Source organism: Shewanella sp. HL-SH4 (genome assembly GCF_051164845.1).
GTDB classification, from domain to species: domain Bacteria; phylum Pseudomonadota; class Gammaproteobacteria; order Enterobacterales; family Shewanellaceae; genus Shewanella; species Shewanella glacialimarina.
Window position 1 is genome coordinate 1 of record NZ_CP195037.1, and the last position, 21316, is coordinate 21316.

Here is a 21316-nt window from a genome sequence, read left to right on the forward strand (position 1 = left end):
TGCGCACAATGTGGTCACAGATTATGTATAAAAGCCATCGCTTAAAATTTTAAAAGCGGTGGCTCTTTTGCATAATCTGCATTGTGCGAATTGATATCATAATCTTTCCCAGGAACAAACATATTGCTATCAAAAATTGTTACCGGTGTTTTGTTTTTGATATCATAATCTTTCCCAGGAACAAACATATTGCTATCAAAAATTGTTACCGGTGTTTTGTTTTTGATATCATAATCTTTCCCTGGAACAAACATATTGCTATCAAAAGTACTCGTTTAGATTCGGGCTTTTAACATTCTTTAACTTCTCAATAGCCTTATTTTTTTCTCTTTCTGCCTTGACTAATTCACACAAAATTTCATCATTTTTAACAAGTCTTTCAGCGTTTTCAATTAACCAAAGTACAGCTTTGGTTTTCGCTGCAAAGTTGCTTTTTCCATAAATGAATCAAGTGCTTTTTCTTGTTTTTCGTCTGCTCTGATTGTGAAAGTTGCCATTATTAAATCTCCTTTAAAAATTTGTTAATACATGTTCTTACGCTTGCTGCGTTGATTTTTTTGTCTGGGTATAATTTGAATTCTACTACTAAACCGTTTGAACGTTTTTTTGTTACTAAAATCGAATCTGTGTTTATTTCCCAGTAAAACTCGTATTTTGCATTTGCATAACAAGACCACCATACGCAATTTTTTGAGTTTTCAGTTTTTACTATGTTTAAGTTTTCCATTTTTTCCGCCTTTGCTATCAATTAATGTTCTTTCTATGTGTTAATGATAGCAAATTGGCAGAATAAAGCAAGTAAATGATAGCAAAATATAGGTTTTATTTGCTTTTTTGCTATCTTTTTATTAAACCGAAGGTTTGATGTAAGCGGAGCGAAACGCTCTATAACAATGATGGCGTTTTTACTCTTTGGTTGATGCGTAAATTTGAAGTTTATAAAAACTCAATAATTCCACGCCCTATAGACATTCTTTTAAGCGATCACTTATTGCAATCAAACAGACTTTTGACGGCCGAAGGCAAAACCATGCTTTGGTCTATTCTTTTGATTTTATTTTTTTGATGTAAAAACCCCCGTCTTGTCTTACGGGGGTTAACTCTACAATTGCATAGGCTTCTTATGCTTGCGGTCGGACTCTACTAGCTTTAGGCTTGGTTTTTTTCTTGCTGAATCGAATACTCTTACAGACGGCCTTACTCTTTTTTTAGATCTCTAAAATCCTCTTTTTCTATTCCCTTTAGCCCTCTTTCTATTAGCCAGTTTAAAACGTCTGTGTCTTTTATTGGCTCTCTTGTTTCAATAACCGCTTTTACGGTCATTTGTTCCACTTTTCGCCATACGGCGTCATTTATGTGTTTTGTTGGCATTAGTCCTCCTCATTCCTATTTTAATCATAAACTAATTTCTTATAATTCTTGACAATAAGATTCTTATAACTTAGATTTCGCCTATATTATAAATTCTTAGATTGTTAGATTAAGTTTTAAAAAGGACTTTTATCGATGTTAGCCACAATTTACTTTAAAGATTTAACTAGCGAAGGACAGGGCATTTTTACTCTGTCTCTTTGTTGGGGTGAATTTTGGGCTAAATCGATGAGCCATTTAAAAATGGATCTAGTACATGATTTTGGTGATGACTACTCATTAGTTGATATCGACAGCCTTTCAGATGAAAAATATAGTGAATTGGAGGCCTTACATGCAGGCAACTAATTTATTAAGTCGTTTCTGGTTAACTGATAGATTCGGCAATGTTTGCCAGTCTAGACCAGTCAATAATAACGATATTGTTTTTAAGCGTGAAAAAACGCCTTTATTGCCTTGTTTTAGAGATAAGTCGATTTCATTTGCTGAACGTCTTGGCCAAGTAGGTTTTGACCATTTAGCTTTTTCCGTTCCGTTCCGTTCTTTTCAACGCCTTGATTGTTCTGCTTGGGCAAAACTTCCCGATTATTCAACATATCCTGATACTCAAGACGGTTTAGATCTTTTTCATGAGCATGTCAAAGAAACTGAACAATTGAGAGTAGAAGAGTTCGTTATTCGCGTCTTAGGTTTACGCCTTGGCTCAACCCGTTCTTATGGTCGTTTTTTCTATACTCACTCTAAAGAAATATTAGACGCAAAAAGAAAAAAAGTTATTGGTTTTGTCGCGTTCGGTGGCAATAACGATACTGTTTACTTTCAAATATCTGGCACTGGTTGCAAACATTTATTTAGTCATACAAATGGTCATAGGCTTCACCACTGGCTTAAGTTTATGGGCGTTACTCATTTGAAACGTTGTGATTTATTTTTTGACGATTTTGACGGTAATTTTGATTGTGAATATGCAATTAAAGCTTACAAAGATGAAGCTTTTAAACGATTTAAAGGCGGTTGTAATCCTAAAAAAATTAAGATTGAAAAAGATTATGACGGTGATCAAGTTACCGGTGAAATTGTCCGAATTGGTAGCCGTCAAAGCCTGACATACTGGCGTATTTATAACAAAGCTGCCGAACAAGGCTTAAAAGGTCAGGTTTGGTATCGCTCTGAAGTTGAATTAAAAGACGTTTCTATTGATGTATTAACGTCACCAGCTGAATGCTTCGCTGGTTTGTGCGTGTTTAGTCAAAGCATGAATTTAAGTGATAAATACTCTACTGATTTACTTTTTAAAGCTAAAAAAACGGCAATGCTCACGCTCGAGGCTAAGACCGAATGGCTTCGGAAAATGTGTGGTCGTGCAATATATGATTTGGTTGAAGATTGGGGTTTATCTGCTGAAGAAACTCTAATTGCATTGGTCGGTAATGACCCCAAACACGGCGGCAAATTGTCTGCGCCTTCTTATTACTCTGAACTTATAAGGTTTTAATTATGAAAAAAACATTCTTTGTCACTGGCTTTCAATCTGCCAAGGGCGTTGGTAAATCAAGCGGTAAATCTTACGAGTTTGCTAGCCTTTTCAATTTGTCACCTGTTCGCAATTGGGAAACTGAAAAAGGTCGCAGTGAATCAAAAGGTTTTACCATTGATGATGATAAGTGTTTAAAAGCTGATATTTCTTTAGTTCGTCAATTAAGCCAGTATGAATATCCATGTTTTATTAGTGCTGAAATTGATATAGACCCTGAAGATATGACCAGTACTATCTTGGTTGAAGTCTTTGGCCATACTCCACTTGATATGAATGTTCCTCTAGATAATAAGCCTAAGGGCACTTTGTCTGCGGGTAGCTAATAATGTTTTATACGGCACTGTTTTACATATCTCTTATTAGTTTAGTGGTGCTTTTATTTATACGTTTTAGGTTGTTAAAACGAAGGAAATTCGATGCCAAGTTGTTTTGAAGTCGATACTACAGGCCGATTGATTCAATCAAATGTCTGTGACTTTGTTGTAATGACCCAAAGCGAATATGAAGCGTTTGCTATTGATAGCTTATTGCCATTAATACAAACGTATTTTGAATTTGATGTTGGTCTTGCAGGTCAATTATCAGGTGCATTTTGCTTAACGTTTTTCGCAGGTCATGCGCTGGGCAGAATGGTAAGAACGATGGGTAAACACTCATAAAAACTTTTTTATAACTCACTTATTAAGGGACATACTATGTCTAATGCACAAAAATTAATGTTAAAAATGGCCGCTGTTGGTACTACTATCGCAGCTTCTTCAACTGCTTTCGCTGCTGATTATACTGCTGCTGTCGGCTCTGCTGTTACTGAAGCTTCTGGTAACCAAACTGCTGTTATTTTAGGTGTTGTAACACTTGCGGCAATCGGTTTCGGTGTTGGCCGCTTACTCGGCTGGTTTAAGTAATTGGTTATCACAATTTTTTTTGCTTGCTCCTTATTTTACTTTTTCGTTGAGGGGTTTAGCACTGGCGTTAGAGTAAGTTAAAAAGGAACAAGCATTAAAATGAATAGGCTATTATTAATTTCTTTAGGGTTAGTAATAGCCTTTTTCATTTCTACCGTTCAGGCTAGTATTTATGATAATTCAACTTATTTACCTCCAAAAATAGAAGCTTCAGTAAAATATAAATGTTCAGCTAATGCTAATGGTCAAGCTCCATTTTTCACACCTGACTATTCTTTATCTGCTGGTTCTTCTTCAGCTTCTGAATATTGTACTGGCATAGTTTTTGATAAATATAAATCTAACACTGGGATTAAATCGTGCTCGTTAGGTGTTTACGATTATGATTACAATATAATCAACTGTAGAAATGAAGTTGTTAGCTGGGACGGGAGCACTATTGTTCAAAGCCTTCCCTCTGGACGTTTTTATCCCGACCCAATCCCAGTTGATCAATCTGCTAGTTGTCCCCCCGATGAAAACTTATCTTATATATATGGTCATGACTCTAATAATGACGGGAAAATAGATAAATGTTTTAACCCACAAGAGCTTGATAACGCTTCTAATTGCCAATCTCAGCTTGGCTCTATGCTTCCGGCTTTAACTAATACTGCTCAAACAGTTTGTAAGACTGATTCCGCTACTGGCGCATCTTGTGCTTATTCTAAAGGCTCATTTGGTAGTGCTTATCATGTCAATTTAGAGCAATCATGTTTTGGTGATTCTGATAATAAAGCACCTGAATATGACCCCGAAGATATTATCAAGCCTGTCGCGCCTGATGAATGCGCTGCTGTTAATGATGGTTTAAAAGTCTGTACAGATACCGCTGAAAACAAATGCTCGTCTCAGGGTATCTGTGATGAACAATGCGGTTATGTAGGTAACGATTTTTTATGTTTTCATGCCTGCACAGGTGATGAATGTAATGACCCTAAAAAACCTGTTGAAGCAACTCCTGAATTTTGTACTGCTAACCCTGAGCATGCTTCATGTGTTGACAACCCAAAACCATGCACAGGTGATAATTGCCCTCCTGACGGTGGCGACTCCGGCACTGGTGGCGGTGGTGGTGCTTCTATTGATTTAAAACCTGTCGTTGATGAACTTAAAAAGTTAAATGATAAGTTAGATTTTACTGTTGGTTCAAGTTCATACTCTTGTGCTGATTTAGGCTCATTTTGTGATTTGCTTGATCAATCTGATATAGACGAATTAAAGACCCAAGTTGAATCTAAAAGAGAAGAGGCTTCTCAGTTTATTGCAGAGATGCGCAATGGTTTTGGTGATTTGTTTAGTGTTAAAAATGCCTCTGGTGGCGGTTATCAACCTATTTCACTTGTTTTATCAATGGGGACGTTTGATGTCGGTTTTTGGGATATGTTAAGCGCTAATTCTGGGATTATAGGCGCTGTCATTATGTTTTTAGCGTTTTTGATGGCTGCAAGGATTATTTTTGAATGAAAATTTTAATATTTATATTTTGTTTACTCTTATCATCGAGCGCTTTTGCTGCTGACGGTATAGAAGGTTTTGCTAATTCTGTTACTGATTTTTTCGGTCTTGTTGAGTATTTCTTTACCGAAGGGATACCGGACTTTGTAACAAGATTCACGGCTTGGTTTGTTGAATATTACATGCTTTTACAGGCTTATGCTTACCTTGCTAGTTTGCGTTTTGCTTGGGATGTTGCACAGCTAATATTGCAAGATTTATCTGTTGCTGAGGCTATTGGTGCCGCTTTTAATTCGCTGCCTCCTTCATTACGTACCTTTGCCATTGAATGCCGCATTGTTGACGCTATTAATGTGATCTTAAATGCCTATGTTACTAAAATTGTTTTTCGGATGATTTAATGGCTATTTCAATATTTCACGGTGAACCTGGTTCATATAAAACATCAACCGCAATTTGGTACTCAATACTTCCAGCTTTACGCCTTGGCCGTTTGGTTATAACTAATATCGAAGGTATGAAACCGCTTGATGTCATTGAAACTGAATTAGGTGAAAAGTTTCCTGATTCCGCTAAATTGTGGCGTGTTTCATCACAAAATGAAGAGGGCATTTTTTTATTAAGAAACTTCTATAACTGGATGCCAATCGGTGCATTATTGTTAATAGATGAAGTGCAGGGCGTTTATCCCACAGATAAAACTTTTAAAGCTGAATTATTAAAAGCTCATAAGCCTGATGAATTTGAACATCTACCACAATCTTATATTGATGAATATTATGCTCGGTTATCAATAATTAAGCCTGATACTTTAGAGGCTGGTGATACTGACGATTTAGGCAAAGCTTTATTTGATGAAAATGGTCTAATCATTTATCCGAATTCAATGTCAGATGCTTTTCTGCGTCACAGAAAATATCAATGGGATATTATCGTTTGTACGCCTGATATAGCCGAAGTGCATAGTCTTATTCGTGGCTCTGCTCAAAAGGCTTATGGTCACCGCTCCTGTGATGATGTAGGTCGTGTAATACCTTATTACAAGCGCAGGCCTCGTATACTTCCGCATCACCCTAAAAAAACAGGTACTACAGTCGGAAAAAACGATACTTACTTTCACAGAAAAGTACCGATTGAAGTTCATCAATTTTATAAATCAACCGCTACAGGTGCATTTAATGAAGCAAACGAAGGACGAACCCCGTTACAAGACCCTGTTGTTATCGGTGCGCTTATTGTTACATTCTTTTCTATTTGTTATTGGGCATGGTTTATCAATAGTAAGTTTCAAGATGATGACCCTGTTCCGATTGCTTACGAGCAAGTATCTAAAGCCATTTCTAGGGATGATGTTAAAGTTCTTGATACGTCTAATCGTGCTGATATTACTTCTGAAACTGGTAAAAGCGTGTACAGTTATGCTGATAGTCTAGGCTTGCCTTTTTCGGCTTTTAACGTTTATGTGTCTGGTGTCTTAACCAAATACAATAAAAATAGATTCGTTTTAGGACGTGATTTTTTCTTTAACTTAGAAACTGAAAAAGGTCAATTTTCAGTGAATAGTGATGATTTAATAGCGATGGGTTTTGAAATTGAATATAAAGCTGATTGTTTAGTTTTACTTAAAACTTCAACAACTGTGATACCTGCAATATGTGAACCTTCAAAAGTTGTCAGTAATGATTATAAAACTATAGATAAACCAAGTATTTCATTGCTTTGATGAGTAACGCTTGGCGGCGAAGTCTGAGCAAGCCAGCGTTACGAGGCAAAGCGATAATATTTATTTACTCTATTCTTCATTTAATAAAAAATGCGCACAATGTGGTCACAGATTATGTATAAAAGCCATCGCTTAAAATTTTAAAAGCGGTGGCTCTTTTGCATAATCTGCATTGTGCGAATTGATATCATAATCTTTCCCAGGAACAAACATATTGCTATCAAAAATTGTTACCGGTGTTTTGTTTTTGATATCATAATCTTTCCCAGGAACAAACATATTGCTATCAAAAATTGTTACCGGTGTTTTGTTTTTGATATCATAATCTTTCCCTGGAACAAACATATTGCTATCAAAAGTACTCGTTTAGATTCGGGCTTTTAACATTCTTTAACTTCTCAATAGCCTTATTTTTTTCTCTTTCTGCCTTGACTAATTCACACAAAATTTCATCATTTTTAACAAGTCTTTCAGCGTTTTCAATTAACCAAAGTACAGCTTTGGTTTTCGCTGCAAAGTTGCTTTTTTCCATAAATGAATCAAGTGCTTTTTCTTGTTTTTCGTCTGCTCTGATTGTGAAAGTTGCCATTATTAAATCTCCTTTAAAAATTTGTTAATACATGTTCTTACGCTTGCTGCGTTGATTTTTTTGTCTGGGTATAATTTGAATTCTACTACTAAACCGTTTGAACGTTTTTTTGTTACTAAAATCGAATCTGTGTTTATTTCCCAGTAAAACTCGTATTTTGCATTTGCATAACAAGACCACCATACGCAATTTTTTGAGTTTTCAGTTTTTACTATGTTTAAGTTTTCCATTTTTTCCGCCTTTGCTATCAATTAATGTTCTTTCTATGTGTTAATGATAGCAAATTGGCAGAATAAAGCAAGTAAATGATAGCAAAATATAGGTTTTATTTGCTTTTTTGCTATCTTTTTATTAAACCGAAGGTTTGATGTAAGCGGAGCGAAACGCTCTATAACAATGATGGCGTTTTTACTCTTTGGTTGATGCGTAAATTTGAAGTTTATAAAAACTCAATAATTCCACGCCCTATAGACATTCTTTTAAGCGATCACTTATTGCAATCAAACAGACTTTTGACGGCCGAAGGCAAAACCATGCTTTGGTCTATTCTTTTGATTTTATTTTTTTGATGTAAAAACCCCCGTCTTGTCTTACGGGGGTTAACTCTACAATTGCATAGGCTTCTTATGCTTGCGGTCGGACTCTACTAGCTTTAGGCTTGGTTTTTTTCTTGCTGAATCGAATACTCTTACAGACGGCCTTACTCTTTTTTTAGATCTCTAAAATCCTCTTTTTCTATTCCCTTTAGCCCTCTTTCTATTAGCCAGTTTAAAACGTCTGTGTCTTTTATTGGCTCTCTTGTTTCAATAACCGCTTTTACGGTCATTTGTTCCACTTTTCGCCATACGGCGTCATTTATGTGTTTTGTTGGCATTAGTCCTCCTCATTCCTATTTTAATCATAAACTAATTTCTTATAATTCTTGACAATAAGATTCTTATAACTTAGATTTCGCCTATATTATAAATTCTTAGATTGTTAGATTAAGTTTTAAAAAGGACTTTTATCGATGTTAGCCACAATTTACTTTAAAGATTTAACTAGCGAAGGACAGGGCATTTTTACTCTGTCTCTTTGTTGGGGTGAATTTTGGGCTAAATCGATGAGCCATTTAAAAATGGATCTAGTACATGATTTTGGTGATGACTACTCATTAGTTGATATCGACAGCCTTTCAGATGAAAAATATAGTGAATTGGAGGCCTTACATGCAGGCAACTAATTTATTAAGTCGTTTCTGGTTAACTGATAGATTCGGCAATGTTTGCCAGTCTAGACCAGTCAATAATAACGATATTGTTTTTAAGCGTGAAAAAACGCCTTTATTGCCTTGTTTTAGAGATAAGTCGATTTCATTTGCTGAACGTCTTGGCCAAGTAGGTTTTGACCATTTAGCTTTTTCCGTTCCGTTCCGTTCTTTTCAACGCCTTGATTGTTCTGCTTGGGCAAAACTTCCCGATTATTCAACATATCCTGATACTCAAGACGGTTTAGATCTTTTTCATGAGCATGTCAAAGAAACTGAACAATTGAGAGTAGAAGAGTTCGTTATTCGCGTCTTAGGTTTACGCCTTGGCTCAACCCGTTCTTATGGTCGTTTTTTCTATACTCACTCTAAAGAAATATTAGACGCAAAAAGAAAAAAAGTTATTGGTTTTGTCGCGTTCGGTGGCAATAACGATACTGTTTACTTTCAAATATCTGGCACTGGTTGCAAACATTTATTTAGTCATACAAATGGTCATAGGCTTCACCACTGGCTTAAGTTTATGGGCGTTACTCATTTGAAACGTTGTGATTTATTTTTTGACGATTTTGACGGTAATTTTGATTGTGAATATGCAATTAAAGCTTACAAAGATGAAGCTTTTAAACGATTTAAAGGCGGTTGTAATCCTAAAAAAATTAAGATTGAAAAAGATTATGACGGTGATCAAGTTACCGGTGAAATTGTCCGAATTGGTAGCCGTCAAAGCCTGACATACTGGCGTATTTATAACAAAGCTGCCGAACAAGGCTTAAAAGGTCAGGTTTGGTATCGCTCTGAAGTTGAATTAAAAGACGTTTCTATTGATGTATTAACGTCACCAGCTGAATGCTTCGCTGGTTTGTGCGTGTTTAGTCAAAGCATGAATTTAAGTGATAAATACTCTACTGATTTACTTTTTAAAGCTAAAAAAACGGCAATGCTCACGCTCGAGGCTAAGACCGAATGGCTTCGGAAAATGTGTGGTCGTGCAATATATGATTTGGTTGAAGATTGGGGTTTATCTGCTGAAGAAACTCTAATTGCATTGGTCGGTAATGACCCCAAACACGGCGGCAAATTGTCTGCGCCTTCTTATTACTCTGAACTTATAAGGTTTTAATTATGAAAAAAACATTCTTTGTCACTGGCTTTCAATCTGCCAAGGGCGTTGGTAAATCAAGCGGTAAATCTTACGAGTTTGCTAGCCTTTTCAATTTGTCACCTGTTCGCAATTGGGAAACTGAAAAAGGTCGCAGTGAATCAAAAGGTTTTACCATTGATGATGATAAGTGTTTAAAAGCTGATATTTCTTTAGTTCGTCAATTAAGCCAGTATGAATATCCATGTTTTATTAGTGCTGAAATTGATATAGACCCTGAAGATATGACCAGTACTATCTTGGTTGAAGTCTTTGGCCATACTCCACTTGATATGAATGTTCCTCTAGATAATAAGCCTAAGGGCACTTTGTCTGCGGGTAGCTAATAATGTTTTATACGGCACTGTTTTACATATCTCTTATTAGTTTAGTGGTGCTTTTATTTATACGTTTTAGGTTGTTAAAACGAAGGAAATTCGATGCCAAGTTGTTTTGAAGTCGATACTACAGGCCGATTGATTCAATCAAATGTCTGTGACTTTGTTGTAATGACCCAAAGCGAATATGAAGCGTTTGCTATTGATAGCTTATTGCCATTAATACAAACGTATTTTGAATTTGATGTTGGTCTTGCAGGTCAATTATCAGGTGCATTTTGCTTAACGTTTTTCGCAGGTCATGCGCTGGGCAGAATGGTAAGAACGATGGGTAAACACTCATAAAAACTTTTTTATAACTCACTTATTAAGGGACATACTATGTCTAATGCACAAAAATTAATGTTAAAAATGGCCGCTGTTGGTACTACTATCGCAGCTTCTTCAACTGCTTTCGCTGCTGATTATACTGCTGCTGTCGGCTCTGCTGTTACTGAAGCTTCTGGTAACCAAACTGCTGTTATTTTAGGTGTTGTAACACTTGCGGCAATCGGTTTCGGTGTTGGCCGCTTACTCGGCTGGTTTAAGTAATTGGTTATCACAATTTTTTTTGCTTGCTCCTTATTTTACTTTTTCGTTGAGGGGTTTAGCACTGGCGTTAGAGTAAGTTAAAAAGGAACAAGCATTAAAATGAATAGGCTATTATTAATTTCTTTAGGGTTAGTAATAGCCTTTTTCATTTCTACCGTTCAGGCTAGTATTTATGATAATTCAACTTATTTACCTCCAAAAATAGAAGCTTCAGTAAAATATAAATGTTCAGCTAATGCTAATGGTCAAGCTCCATTTTTCACACCTGACTATTCTTTATCTGCTGGTTCTTCTTCAGCTTCTGAATATTGTACTGGCATAGTTTTTGATAAATATAAATCTAACACTGGGATTAAATCGTGCTCGTTAGGTGTTTACGATTATGATTACAATATAATCAACTGTAGAAATGAAGTTGTTAGCTGGGACGGGAGCACTATTGTTCAAAGCCTTCCCTCTGGACGTTTTTATCCCGACCCAATCCCAGTTGATCAATCTGCTAGTTGTCCCCCCGATGAAAACTTATCTTATATATATGGTCATGACTCTAATAATGACGGGAAAATAGATAAATGTTTTAACCCACAAGAGCTTGATAACGCTTCTAATTGCCAATCTCAGCTTGGCTCTATGCTTCCGGCTTTAACTAATACTGCTCAAACAGTTTGTAAGACTGATTCCGCTACTGGCGCATCTTGTGCTTATTCTAAAGGCTCATTTGGTAGTGCTTATCATGTCAATTTAGAGCAATCATGTTTTGGTGATTCTGATAATAAAGCACCTGAATATGACCCCGAAGATATTATCAAGCCTGTCGCGCCTGATGAATGCGCTGCTGTTAATGATGGTTTAAAAGTCTGTACAGATACCGCTGAAAACAAATGCTCGTCTCAGGGTATCTGTGATGAACAATGCGGTTATGTAGGTAACGATTTTTTATGTTTTCATGCCTGCACAGGTGATGAATGTAATGACCCTAAAAAACCTGTTGAAGCAACTCCTGAATTTTGTACTGCTAACCCTGAGCATGCTTCATGTGTTGACAACCCAAAACCATGCACAGGTGATAATTGCCCTCCTGACGGTGGCGACTCCGGCACTGGTGGCGGTGGTGGTGCTTCTATTGATTTAAAACCTGTCGTTGATGAACTTAAAAAGTTAAATGATAAGTTAGATTTTACTGTTGGTTCAAGTTCATACTCTTGTGCTGATTTAGGCTCATTTTGTGATTTGCTTGATCAATCTGATATAGACGAATTAAAGACCCAAGTTGAATCTAAAAGAGAAGAGGCTTCTCAGTTTATTGCAGAGATGCGCAATGGTTTTGGTGATTTGTTTAGTGTTAAAAATGCCTCTGGTGGCGGTTATCAACCTATTTCACTTGTTTTATCAATGGGGACGTTTGATGTCGGTTTTTGGGATATGTTAAGCGCTAATTCTGGGATTATAGGCGCTGTCATTATGTTTTTAGCGTTTTTGATGGCTGCAAGGATTATTTTTGAATGAAAATTTTAATATTTATATTTTGTTTACTCTTATCATCGAGCGCTTTTGCTGCTGACGGTATAGAAGGTTTTGCTAATTCTGTTACTGATTTTTTCGGTCTTGTTGAGTATTTCTTTACCGAAGGGATACCGGACTTTGTAACAAGATTCACGGCTTGGTTTGTTGAATATTACATGCTTTTACAGGCTTATGCTTACCTTGCTAGTTTGCGTTTTGCTTGGGATGTTGCACAGCTAATATTGCAAGATTTATCTGTTGCTGAGGCTATTGGTGCCGCTTTTAATTCGCTGCCTCCTTCATTACGTACCTTTGCCATTGAATGCCGCATTGTTGACGCTATTAATGTGATCTTAAATGCCTATGTTACTAAAATTGTTTTTCGGATGATTTAATGGCTATTTCAATATTTCACGGTGAACCTGGTTCATATAAAACATCAACCGCAATTTGGTACTCAATACTTCCAGCTTTACGCCTTGGCCGTTTGGTTATAACTAATATCGAAGGTATGAAACCGCTTGATGTCATTGAAACTGAATTAGGTGAAAAGTTTCCTGATTCCGCTAAATTGTGGCGTGTTTCATCACAAAATGAAGAGGGCATTTTTTTATTAAGAAACTTCTATAACTGGATGCCAATCGGTGCATTATTGTTAATAGATGAAGTGCAGGGCGTTTATCCCACAGATAAAACTTTTAAAGCTGAATTATTAAAAGCTCATAAGCCTGATGAATTTGAACATCTACCACAATCTTATATTGATGAATATTATGCTCGGTTATCAATAATTAAGCCTGATACTTTAGAGGCTGGTGATACTGACGATTTAGGCAAAGCTTTATTTGATGAAAATGGTCTAATCATTTATCCGAATTCAATGTCAGATGCTTTTCTGCGTCACAGAAAATATCAATGGGATATTATCGTTTGTACGCCTGATATAGCCGAAGTGCATAGTCTTATTCGTGGCTCTGCTCAAAAGGCTTATGGTCACCGCTCCTGTGATGATGTAGGTCGTGTAATACCTTATTACAAGCGCAGGCCTCGTATACTTCCGCATCACCCTAAAAAAACAGGTACTACAGTCGGAAAAAACGATACTTACTTTCACAGAAAAGTACCGATTGAAGTTCATCAATTTTATAAATCAACCGCTACAGGTGCATTTAATGAAGCAAACGAAGGACGAACCCCGTTACAAGACCCTGTTGTTATCGGTGCGCTTATTGTTACATTCTTTTCTATTTGTTATTGGGCATGGTTTATCAATAGTAAGTTTCAAGATGATGACCCTGTTCCGATTGCTTACGAGCAAGTATCTAAAGCCATTTCTAGGGATGATGTTAAAGTTCTTGATACGTCTAATCGTGCTGATATTACTTCTGAAACTGGTAAAAGCGTGTACAGTTATGCTGATAGTCTAGGCTTGCCTTTTTCGGCTTTTAACGTTTATGTGTCTGGTGTCTTAACCAAATACAATAAAAATAGATTCGTTTTAGGACGTGATTTTTTCTTTAACTTAGAAACTGAAAAAGGTCAATTTTCAGTGAATAGTGATGATTTAATAGCGATGGGTTTTGAAATTGAATATAAAGCTGATTGTTTAGTTTTACTTAAAACTTCAACAACTGTGATACCTGCAATATGTGAACCTTCAAAAGTTGTCAGTAATGATTATAAAACTATAGATAAACCAAGTATTTCATTGCTTTGATGAGTAACGCTTGGCGGCGAAGTCTGAGCAAGCCAGCGTTACGAGGCAAAGCGATAATATTTATTTACTCTATTCTTCATTTAATAAAAAATGCGCACAATGTGGTCACAGATTATGTATAAAAGCCATCGCTTAAAATTTTAAAAGCGGTGGCTCTTTTGCATAATCTGCATTGTGCGAATTGATATCATAATCTTTCCCAGGAACAAACATATTGCTATCAAAAATTGTTACCGGTGTTTTGTTTTTGATATCATAATCTTTCCCAGGAACAAACATATTGCTATCAAAAATTGTTACCGGTGTTTTGTTTTTGATATCATAATCTTTCCCTGGAACAAACATATTGCTATCAAAAGTACTCGTTTAGATTCGGGCTTTTAACATTCTTTAACTTCTCAATAGCCTTATTTTTTTCTCTTTCTGCCTTGACTAATTCACACAAAATTTCATCATTTTTAACAAGTCTTTCAGCGTTTTCAATTAACCAAAGTACAGCTTTGGTTTTCGCTGCAAAGTTGCTTTTTTCCATAAATGAATCAAGTGCTTTTTCTTGTTTTTCGTCTGCTCTGATTGTGAAAGTTGCCATTATTAAATCTCCTTTAAAAATTTGTTAATACATGTTCTTACGCTTGCTGCGTTGATTTTTTTGTCTGGGTATAATTTGAATTCTACTACTAAACCGTTTGAACGTTTTTTTGTTACTAAAATCGAATCTGTGTTTATTTCCCAGTAAAACTCGTATTTTGCATTTGCATAACAAGACCACCATACGCAATTTTTTGAGTTTTCAGTTTTTACTATGTTTAAGTTTTCCATTTTTTCCGCCTTTGCTATCAATTAATGTTCTTTCTATGTGTTAATGATAGCAAATTGGCAGAATAAAGCAAGTAAATGATAGCAAAATATAGGTTTTATTTGCTTTTTTGCTATCTTTTTATTAAACCGAAGGTTTGATGTAAGCGGAGCGAAACGCTCTATAACAATGATGGCGTTTTTACTCTTTGGTTGATGCGTAAATTTGAAGTTTATAAAAACTCAATAATTCCACGCCCTATAGACATTCTTTTAAGCGATCACTTATTGCAATCAAACAGACTTTTGACGGCCGAAGGCAAAACCATGCTTTGGTCTATTCTTTTGATTTTATTTTTTTGATGTAAAAACCCCCGTCTTGTCTTACGGGGGTTAACTCTACAATTGCATAGGCTTCTTATGCTTGCGGTCGGACTCTACTAGCTTTAGGCTTGGTTTTTTTCTTGCTGAATCGAATACTCTTACAGACGGCCTTACTCTTTTTTTAGATCTCTAAAATCCTCTTTTTCTATTCCCTTTAGCCCTCTTTCTATTAGCCAGTTTAAAACGTCTGTGTCTTTTATTGGCTCTCTTGTTTCAATAACCGCTTTTACGGTCATTTGTTCCACTTTTCGCCATACGGCGTCATTTATGTGTTTTGTTGGCATTAGTCCTCCTCATTCCTATTTTAATCATAAACTAATTTCTTATAATTCTTGACAATAAGATTCTTATAACTTAGATTTCGCCTATATTATAAATTCTTAGATTGTTAGATTAAGTTTTAAAAAGGACTTTTATCGATGTTAGCCACAATTTACTTTAAAGATTTAACTAGCGAAGGACAGGGCATTTTTACTCTGTCTCTTTGTTGGGGTGAATTTTGGGCTAAATCGATGAGCCATTTAAAAATGGATCTAGTACATGATTTTGGTGATGACTACTCATTAGTTGATATCGACAGCCTTTCAGATGAAAAATATAGTGAATTGGAGGCCTTACATGCAGGCAACTAATTTATTAAGTCGTTTCTGGTTAACTGATAGATTCGGCAATGTTTGCCAGTCTAGACCAGTCAATAATAACGATATTGTTTTTAAGCGTGAAAAAACGCCTTTATTGCCTTGTTTTAGAGATAAGTCGATTTCATTTGCTGAACGTCTTGGCCAAGTAGGTTTTGACCATTTAGCTTTTTCCGTTCCGTTCCGTTCTTTTCAACGCCTTGATTGTTCTGCTTGGGCAAAACTTCCCGATTATTCAACATATCCTGATACTCAAGACGGTTTAGATCTTTTTCATGAGCATGTCAAAGAAACTGAACAATTGAGAGTAGAAGAGTTCGTTATTCGCGTCTTAGGTTTACGCCTTGGCTCAACCCGTTCTTATGGTCGTTTTTTCTATACTCACTCTAAAGAAATATTAGACGCAAAAAGAAAAAAGTTATTGGTTTTGTCGCGTTCGGTGGCAATAACGATACTGTTTACTTTCAAATATCTGGCACTGGTTGCAAACATTTATTTAGTCATACAAATGGTCATAGGCTTCACCACTGGCTTAAGTTTATGGGCGTTACTCATTTGAAACGTTGTGATTTATTTTTTGACGATTTTGACGGTAATTTTGATTGTGAATATGCAATTAAAGCTTACAAAGATGAAGCTTTTAAACGATTTAAAGGCGGTTGTAATCCTAAAAAAATTAAGATTGAAAAAGATTATGACGGTGATCAAGTTACCGGTGAAATTGTCCGAATTGGTAGCCGTCAAAGCCTGACATACTGGCGTATTTATAACAAAGCTGCCGAACAAGGCTTAAAAGGTCAGGTTTGGTATCGCTCTGAAGTTGAATTAAAAGACGTTTCTATTGATGTATTAACGTCACCAGCTGAATGCTTCGCTGGTTTGTGCGTGTTTAGTCAAAGCATGAATTTAAGTGATAAATACTCTACTGATTTACTTTTTAAAGCTAAAAAAACGGCAATGCTCACGCTCGAGGCTAAGACCGAATGGCTTCGGAAAATGTGTGGTCGTGCAATATATGATTTGGTTGAAGATTGGGGTTTATCTGCTGAAGAAACTCTAATTGCATTGGTCGGTAATGACCCCAAACACGGCGGCAAATTGTCTGCGCCTTCTTATTACTCTGAACTTATAAGGTTTTAATTATGAAAAAAACATTCTTTGTCACTGGCTTTCAATCTGCCAAGGGCGTTGGTAAATCAAGCGGTAAATCTTACGAGTTTGCTAGCCTTTTCAATTTGTCACCTGTTCGCAATTGGGAAACTGAAAAAGGTCGCAGTGAATCAAAAGGTTTTACCATTGATGATGATAAGTGTTTAAAAGCTGATATTTCTTTAGTTCGTCAATTAAGCCAGTATGAATATCCATGTTTTATTAGTGCTGAAATTGATATAGACCCTGAAGATATGACCAGTACTATCTTGGTTGAAGTCTTTGGCCATACTCCACTTGATATGAATGTTCCTCTAGATAATAAGCCTAAGGGCACTTTGTCTGCGGGTAGCTAATAATGTTTTATACGGCACTGTTTTACATATCTCTTATTAGTTTAGTGGTGCTTTTATTTATACGTTTTAGGTTGTTAAAACGAAGGAAATTCGATGCCAAGTTGTTTTGAAGTCGATACTACAGGCCGATTGATTCAATCAAATGTCTGTGACTTTGTTGTAATGACCCAAAGCGAATATGAAGCGTTTGCTATTGATAGCTTATTGCCATTAATACAAACGTATTTTGAATTTGATGTTGGTCTTGCAGGTCAATTATCAGGTGCATTTTGCTTAACGTTTTTCGCAGGTCATGCGCTGGGCAGAATGGTAAGAACGATGGGTAAACACTCATAAAAACTTTTTTATAACTCACTTATTAAGGGACATACTATGTCTAATGCACAAAAATTAATGTTAAAAATGGCCGCTGTTGGTACTACTATCGCAGCTTCTTCAACTGCTTTCGCTGCTGATTATACTGCTGCTGTCGGCTCTGCTGTTACTGAAGCTTCTGGTAACCAAACTGCTGTTATTTTAGGTGTTGTAACACTTGCGGCAATCGGTTTCGGTGTTGGCCGCTTACTCGGCTGGTTTAAGTAATTGGTTATCACAATTTTTTTTGCTTGCTCCTTATTTTACTTTTTCGTTGAGGGGTTTAGCACTGGCGTTAGAGTAAGTTAAAAAGGAACAAGCATTAAAATGAATAGGCTATTATTAATTTCTTTAGGGTTAGTAATAGCCTTTTTCATTTCTACCGTTCAGGCTAGTATTTATGATAATTCAACTTATTTACCTCCAAAAATAGAAGCTTCAGTAAAATATAAATGTTCAGCTAATGCTAATGGTCAAGCTCCATTTTTCACACCTGACTATTCTTTATCTGCTGGTTCTTCTTCAGCTTCTGAATATTGTACTGGCATAGTTTTTGATAAATATAAATCTAACACTGGGATTAAATCGTGCTCGTTAGGTGTTTACGATTATGATTACAATATAATCAACTGTAGAAATGAAGTTGTTAGCTGGGACGGGAGCACTATTGTTCAAAGCCTTCCCTCTGGACGTTTTTATCCCGACCCAATCCCAGTTGATCAATCTGCTAGTTGTCCCCCCGATGAAAACTTATCTTATATATATGGTCATGACTCTAATAATGACGGGAAAATAGATAAATGTTTTAACCCACAAGAGCTTGATAACGCTTCTAATTGCCAATCTCAGCTTGGCTCTATGCTTCCGGCTTTAACTAATACTGCTCAAACAGTTTGTAAGACTGATTCCGCTACTGGCGCATCTTGTGCTTATTCTAAAGGCTCATTTGGTAGTGCTTATCATGTCAATTTAGAGCAATCATGTTTTGGTGATTCTGATAATAAAGCACCTGAATATGACCCCGAAGATATTATCAAGCCTGTCGCGCCTGATGAATGCGCTGCTGTTAATGATGGTTTAAAAGTCTGTACAGATACCGCTGAAAACAAATGCTCGTCTCAGGGTATCTGTGATGAACAATGCGGTTATGTAGGTAACGATTTTTTATGTTTTCATGCCTGCACAGGTGATGAATGTAATGACCCTAAAAAACCTGTTGAAGCAACTCCTGAATTTTGTACTGCTAACCCTGAGCATGCTTCATGTGTTGACAACCCAAAACCATGCACAGGTGATAATTGCCCTCCTGACGGTGGCGACTCCGGCACTGGTGGCGGTGGTGGTGCTTCTATTGATTTAAAACCTGTCGTTGATGAACTTAAAAAGTTAAATGATAAGTTAGATTTTACTGTTGGTTCAAGTTCATACTCTTGTGCTGATTTAGGCTCATTTTGTGATTTGCTTGATCAATCTGATATAGACGAATTAAAGACCCAAGTTGAATCTAAAAGAGAAGAGGCTTCTCAGTTTATTGCAGAGATGCGCAATGGTTTTGGTGATTTGTTTAGTGTTAAAAATGCCTCTGGTGGCGGTTATCAACCTATTTCACTTGTTTTATCAATGGGGACGTTTGATGTCGGTTTTTGGGATATGTTAAGCGCTAATTCTGGGATTATAGGCGCTGTCATTATGTTTTTAGCGTTTTTGATGGCTGCAAGGATTATTTTTGAATGAAAATTTTAATATTTATATTTTGTTTACTCTTATCATCGAGCGCTTTTGCTGCTGACGGTATAGAAGGTTTTGCTAATTCTGTTACTGATTTTTTCGGTCTTGTTGAGTATTTCTTTACCGAAGGGATACCGGACTTTGTAACAAGATTCACGGCTTGGTTTGTTGAATATTACATGCTTTTACAGGCTTATGCTTACCTTGCTAGTTTGCGTTTTGCTTGGGATGTTGCACAGCTAATATTGCAAGATTTATCTGTTGCTGAGGCTATTGGTGCCGCTTTTAATTCGCTGCCTCCTTCATTACGTACCTTTGCCATTGAATGCCGCATTGTTGACGCTATTAATGTGATCTTAAATGCCTATGTTACTAAAATTGTTTTTCGGATGATTTAATGGCTATTTCAATATTTCACGGTGAACCTGGTTCATATAAAACATCAACCGCAATTTGGTACTCAATACTTCCAGCTTTACGCCTTGGCCGTTTGGTTATAACTAATATCGAAGGTATGAAACCGCTTGATGTCATTGAAACTGAATTAGGTGAAAAGTTTCCTGATTCCGCTAAATTGTGGCGTGTTTCATCACAAAATGAAGAGGGCATTTTTTTATTAAGAAACTTCTATAACTGGATGCCAATCGGTGCATTATTGTTAATAGATGAAGTGCAGGGCGTTTATCCCACAGATAAAACTTTTAAAGCTGAATTATTAAAAGCTCATAAGCCTGATGAATTTGAACATCTACCACAATCTTATATTGATGAATATTATGCTCGGTTATCAATAATTAAGCCTGATACTTTAGAGGCTGGTGATACTGACGATTTAGGCAAAGCTTTATTTGATGAAAATGGTCTAATCATTTATCCGAATTCAATGTCAGATGCTTTTCTGCGTCACAGAAAATATCAATGGGATATTATCGTTTGTACGCCTGATATAGCCGAAGTGCATAGTCTTATTCGTGGCTCTGCTCAAAAGGCTTATGGTCACCGCTCCTGTGATGATGTAGGTCGTGTAATACCTTATTACAAGCGCAGGCCTCGTATACTTCCGCATCACCCTAAAAAAACAGGTACTACAGTCGGAAAAAACGATACTTACTTTCACAGAAAAGTACCGATTGAAGTTCATCAATTTTATAAATCAACCGCTACAGGTGCATTTAATGAAGCAAACGAAGGACGAACCCCGTTACAAGACCCTGTTGTTATCGGTGCGCTTATTGTTACATTCTTTTCTATTTGTTATTGGGCATGGTTTATCAATAGTAAGTTTCAAGATGATGACCCTGTTCCGATTGCTTACGAGCAAGTATCTAAAGCCATTTCTAGGGATGATGTTAAAGTTCTTGATACGTCTAATCGTGCTGATATTACTTCTGAAACTGGTAAAAGCGTGTACAGTTATGCTGATAGTCTAGGCTTGCCTTTTTCGGCTTTTAACGTTTATGTGTCTGGTGTCTTAACCAAATACAATAAAAATAGATTCGTTTTAGGACGTGATTTTTTCTTTAACTTAGAAACTGAAAAAGGTCAATTTTCAGTGAATAGTGATGATTTAATAGCGATGGGTTTTGAAATTGAATATAAAGCTGATTGTTTAGTTTTACTTAAAACTTCAACAACTGTGATACCTGCAATATGTGAACCTTCAAAAGTTGTCAGTAATGATTATAAAACTATAGATAAACCAAGTATTTCATTGCTTTGATGAGTAACGCTTGGCGGCGAAGTCTGAGCAAGCC

The 21316-nt window shown here is 36.3% G+C and carries 33 protein-coding genes; 25 read left to right on the plus strand and 8 right to left on the minus strand.

The annotated features are described in order from the left end of the window. Positions 1–41: 41 nt before the first annotated feature. Together ACRWQL_RS00920 and ACRWQL_RS00925 are read right to left on the minus strand one after the other, a co-directional pair. Entirely contained in the window at positions 42–254 is a 213-nt protein-coding gene (locus ACRWQL_RS00920) for a hypothetical protein (RefSeq protein WP_434951815.1), read from the minus strand. Between the two features lie 943 nt (positions 255–1197). Beyond that, positions 1198–1371: a hypothetical protein gene (locus tag ACRWQL_RS00925; RefSeq protein ID WP_434951816.1), complete on the minus strand. Its 174-nt coding sequence runs from the start codon at positions 1369–1371 to the stop codon at positions 1198–1200. Positions 1372–1506: 135 nt separating this feature from the next. On the opposite strand from ACRWQL_RS00925, the gene ACRWQL_RS00930 reads away from it, so the two are divergent. The 8 genes from ACRWQL_RS00930 to ACRWQL_RS00965 all read left to right on the plus strand — a co-directional run bounded on the left by ACRWQL_RS00930 (position 1507) and on the right by ACRWQL_RS00965 (position 7033). Continuing rightward, positions 1507–1719 carry a hypothetical protein gene (locus ACRWQL_RS00930; protein ID WP_434951818.1) on the plus strand — a complete coding sequence of 71 codons (213 nt, stop codon included), beginning with the start codon at positions 1507–1509 and terminating at the stop codon, positions 1717–1719. Beyond that, entirely contained in the window at positions 1706–2866 is a 1161-nt protein-coding gene (locus ACRWQL_RS00935) for a replication initiation factor domain-containing protein (protein ID WP_434951820.1), read from the plus strand. Before ACRWQL_RS00930 ends, ACRWQL_RS00935 begins: the two co-directional genes overlap by 14 nt. Before the next feature lie 2 nt (positions 2867–2868). Further along, entirely contained in the window at positions 2869–3231 is a 363-nt protein-coding gene (locus ACRWQL_RS00940) for a hypothetical protein (protein WP_434951822.1), read from the plus strand. A 93-nt stretch (positions 3232–3324) separates the two neighbouring features. Then, a complete protein-coding gene (locus tag ACRWQL_RS00945; protein ID WP_434951823.1) occupies positions 3325–3567 on the plus strand; it encodes a hypothetical protein in 243 nt (80 codons plus the stop codon). A gap of 36 nt (positions 3568–3603) precedes the next feature. After that, positions 3604–3813 (plus strand): hypothetical protein, encoded by a 210-nt coding sequence (locus ACRWQL_RS00950; protein WP_434951825.1) that lies wholly within the window; start codon positions 3604–3606, stop codon positions 3811–3813. A 99-nt stretch (positions 3814–3912) separates the two neighbouring features. Next, on the plus strand, positions 3913–5319 hold the full coding sequence (locus ACRWQL_RS00955) for a hypothetical protein (RefSeq protein WP_434951827.1): 1407 nt from the start codon (positions 3913–3915) through the stop codon (positions 5317–5319). Beyond that, positions 5316–5711 (plus strand): DUF2523 family protein, encoded by a 396-nt coding sequence (locus tag ACRWQL_RS00960; protein WP_434951829.1) that lies wholly within the window; start codon positions 5316–5318, stop codon positions 5709–5711. The genes ACRWQL_RS00955 and ACRWQL_RS00960 overlap by 4 nt, the downstream gene beginning before the upstream one ends. After that, positions 5711–7033: a zonular occludens toxin domain-containing protein gene (locus ACRWQL_RS00965; protein ID WP_434951830.1), complete on the plus strand. Its 1323-nt coding sequence runs from the start codon at positions 5711–5713 to the stop codon at positions 7031–7033. The genes ACRWQL_RS00960 and ACRWQL_RS00965 overlap by 1 nt, the downstream gene beginning before the upstream one ends. Positions 7034–7165: 132 nt before the next feature. Here the strand turns inward: ACRWQL_RS00965 and ACRWQL_RS00970 are convergent, their stop codons facing one another. The 3 genes from ACRWQL_RS00970 to ACRWQL_RS00980 form a co-directional block, all read right to left on the minus strand. Next, positions 7166–7378 (minus strand): hypothetical protein, encoded by a 213-nt coding sequence (locus ACRWQL_RS00970; RefSeq protein ID WP_434951815.1) that lies wholly within the window; start codon positions 7376–7378, stop codon positions 7166–7168. A gap of 7 nt (positions 7379–7385) precedes the next feature. After that, positions 7386–7622, minus strand: coding sequence for a hypothetical protein (locus ACRWQL_RS00975; protein ID WP_434951832.1), 237 nt, complete (start codon positions 7620–7622; stop codon positions 7386–7388). A 700-nt stretch (positions 7623–8322) separates the two neighbouring features. After that, positions 8323–8496, minus strand: coding sequence for a hypothetical protein (locus ACRWQL_RS00980; RefSeq protein WP_434951816.1), 174 nt, complete (start codon positions 8494–8496; stop codon positions 8323–8325). Between the two features lie 135 nt (positions 8497–8631). Between ACRWQL_RS00980 and ACRWQL_RS00985 the strand changes: the two genes are divergently transcribed. The 8 genes from ACRWQL_RS00985 (at position 8632) to ACRWQL_RS01020 (ending at position 14158) form a co-directional block, all read left to right on the plus strand. Further along, complete coding sequence (locus tag ACRWQL_RS00985; RefSeq protein WP_434951818.1) at positions 8632–8844, plus strand: hypothetical protein; 213 nt, start codon at positions 8632–8634, stop codon at positions 8842–8844. Beyond that, on the plus strand, positions 8831–9991 hold the full coding sequence (locus ACRWQL_RS00990; RefSeq protein ID WP_434951820.1) for a replication initiation factor domain-containing protein: 1161 nt from the start codon (positions 8831–8833) through the stop codon (positions 9989–9991). Before ACRWQL_RS00985 ends, ACRWQL_RS00990 begins: the two co-directional genes overlap by 14 nt. Before the next feature lie 2 nt (positions 9992–9993). Continuing rightward, positions 9994–10356: a hypothetical protein gene (locus ACRWQL_RS00995; protein WP_434951822.1), complete on the plus strand. Its 363-nt coding sequence runs from the start codon at positions 9994–9996 to the stop codon at positions 10354–10356. A gap of 93 nt (positions 10357–10449) precedes the next feature. Next, on the plus strand, positions 10450–10692 hold the full coding sequence (locus tag ACRWQL_RS01000) for a hypothetical protein (protein WP_434951823.1): 243 nt from the start codon (positions 10450–10452) through the stop codon (positions 10690–10692). A 36-nt stretch (positions 10693–10728) separates the two neighbouring features. Next, positions 10729–10938, plus strand: coding sequence for a hypothetical protein (locus ACRWQL_RS01005; RefSeq protein WP_434951825.1), 210 nt, complete (start codon positions 10729–10731; stop codon positions 10936–10938). Positions 10939–11037: 99 nt separating this feature from the next. Further along, entirely contained in the window at positions 11038–12444 is a 1407-nt protein-coding gene (locus tag ACRWQL_RS01010; protein WP_434951827.1) for a hypothetical protein, read from the plus strand. Beyond that, a complete protein-coding gene (locus tag ACRWQL_RS01015; protein WP_434951829.1) occupies positions 12441–12836 on the plus strand; it encodes a DUF2523 family protein in 396 nt (131 codons plus the stop codon). Before ACRWQL_RS01010 ends, ACRWQL_RS01015 begins: the two co-directional genes overlap by 4 nt. Then, entirely contained in the window at positions 12836–14158 is a 1323-nt protein-coding gene (locus ACRWQL_RS01020; RefSeq protein WP_434951830.1) for a zonular occludens toxin domain-containing protein, read from the plus strand. Before ACRWQL_RS01015 ends, ACRWQL_RS01020 begins: the two co-directional genes overlap by 1 nt. A gap of 132 nt (positions 14159–14290) precedes the next feature. On the opposite strand, the gene ACRWQL_RS01025 is transcribed toward ACRWQL_RS01020, so the two are convergent. From ACRWQL_RS01025 to ACRWQL_RS01035, 3 genes are all read right to left on the minus strand, one after another. Next, complete coding sequence (locus ACRWQL_RS01025; RefSeq protein WP_434951815.1) at positions 14291–14503, minus strand: hypothetical protein; 213 nt, start codon at positions 14501–14503, stop codon at positions 14291–14293. A gap of 7 nt (positions 14504–14510) precedes the next feature. Continuing rightward, on the minus strand, positions 14511–14747 hold the full coding sequence (locus tag ACRWQL_RS01030) for a hypothetical protein (RefSeq protein ID WP_434951832.1): 237 nt from the start codon (positions 14745–14747) through the stop codon (positions 14511–14513). Between the two features lie 700 nt (positions 14748–15447). After that, positions 15448–15621 carry a hypothetical protein gene (locus ACRWQL_RS01035; protein ID WP_434951816.1) on the minus strand — a complete coding sequence of 58 codons (174 nt, stop codon included), beginning with the start codon at positions 15619–15621 and terminating at the stop codon, positions 15448–15450. 135 nt (positions 15622–15756) lie between these two features. Between ACRWQL_RS01035 and ACRWQL_RS01040 the strand changes: the two genes are divergently transcribed. The 9 genes from ACRWQL_RS01040 to ACRWQL_RS01080 all read left to right on the plus strand — a co-directional run bounded on the left by ACRWQL_RS01040 (position 15757) and on the right by ACRWQL_RS01080 (position 21282). Beyond that, positions 15757–15969 carry a hypothetical protein gene (locus ACRWQL_RS01040; protein WP_434951818.1) on the plus strand — a complete coding sequence of 71 codons (213 nt, stop codon included), beginning with the start codon at positions 15757–15759 and terminating at the stop codon, positions 15967–15969. Next, the gene (locus ACRWQL_RS01045; RefSeq protein ID WP_434951834.1) at positions 15956–16534 is read left to right on the plus strand and encodes a hypothetical protein; all 579 of its coding nucleotides are present in this window, start codon (positions 15956–15958) and stop codon (positions 16532–16534) included. The genes ACRWQL_RS01040 and ACRWQL_RS01045 overlap by 14 nt, the downstream gene beginning before the upstream one ends. After that, entirely contained in the window at positions 16516–17115 is a 600-nt protein-coding gene (locus tag ACRWQL_RS01050) for a replication initiation factor domain-containing protein (protein WP_434951836.1), read from the plus strand. Before ACRWQL_RS01045 ends, ACRWQL_RS01050 begins: the two co-directional genes overlap by 19 nt. A 2-nt stretch (positions 17116–17117) precedes the next feature. Continuing rightward, positions 17118–17480, plus strand: coding sequence for a hypothetical protein (locus ACRWQL_RS01055; RefSeq protein WP_434951822.1), 363 nt, complete (start codon positions 17118–17120; stop codon positions 17478–17480). A gap of 93 nt (positions 17481–17573) precedes the next feature. Further along, positions 17574–17816 carry a hypothetical protein gene (locus ACRWQL_RS01060; protein ID WP_434951823.1) on the plus strand — a complete coding sequence of 81 codons (243 nt, stop codon included), beginning with the start codon at positions 17574–17576 and terminating at the stop codon, positions 17814–17816. A 36-nt stretch (positions 17817–17852) separates the two neighbouring features. After that, a complete protein-coding gene (locus ACRWQL_RS01065; RefSeq protein ID WP_434951825.1) occupies positions 17853–18062 on the plus strand; it encodes a hypothetical protein in 210 nt (69 codons plus the stop codon). A 99-nt stretch (positions 18063–18161) separates the two neighbouring features. After that, entirely contained in the window at positions 18162–19568 is a 1407-nt protein-coding gene (locus ACRWQL_RS01070; protein WP_434951827.1) for a hypothetical protein, read from the plus strand. Then, the gene (locus ACRWQL_RS01075; protein ID WP_434951829.1) at positions 19565–19960 is read left to right on the plus strand and encodes a DUF2523 family protein; all 396 of its coding nucleotides are present in this window, start codon (positions 19565–19567) and stop codon (positions 19958–19960) included. The genes ACRWQL_RS01070 and ACRWQL_RS01075 overlap by 4 nt, the downstream gene beginning before the upstream one ends. Then, on the plus strand, positions 19960–21282 hold the full coding sequence (locus ACRWQL_RS01080; RefSeq protein ID WP_434951830.1) for a zonular occludens toxin domain-containing protein: 1323 nt from the start codon (positions 19960–19962) through the stop codon (positions 21280–21282). The genes ACRWQL_RS01075 and ACRWQL_RS01080 overlap by 1 nt, the downstream gene beginning before the upstream one ends. Positions 21283–21316: the final 34 nt, after the last annotated feature.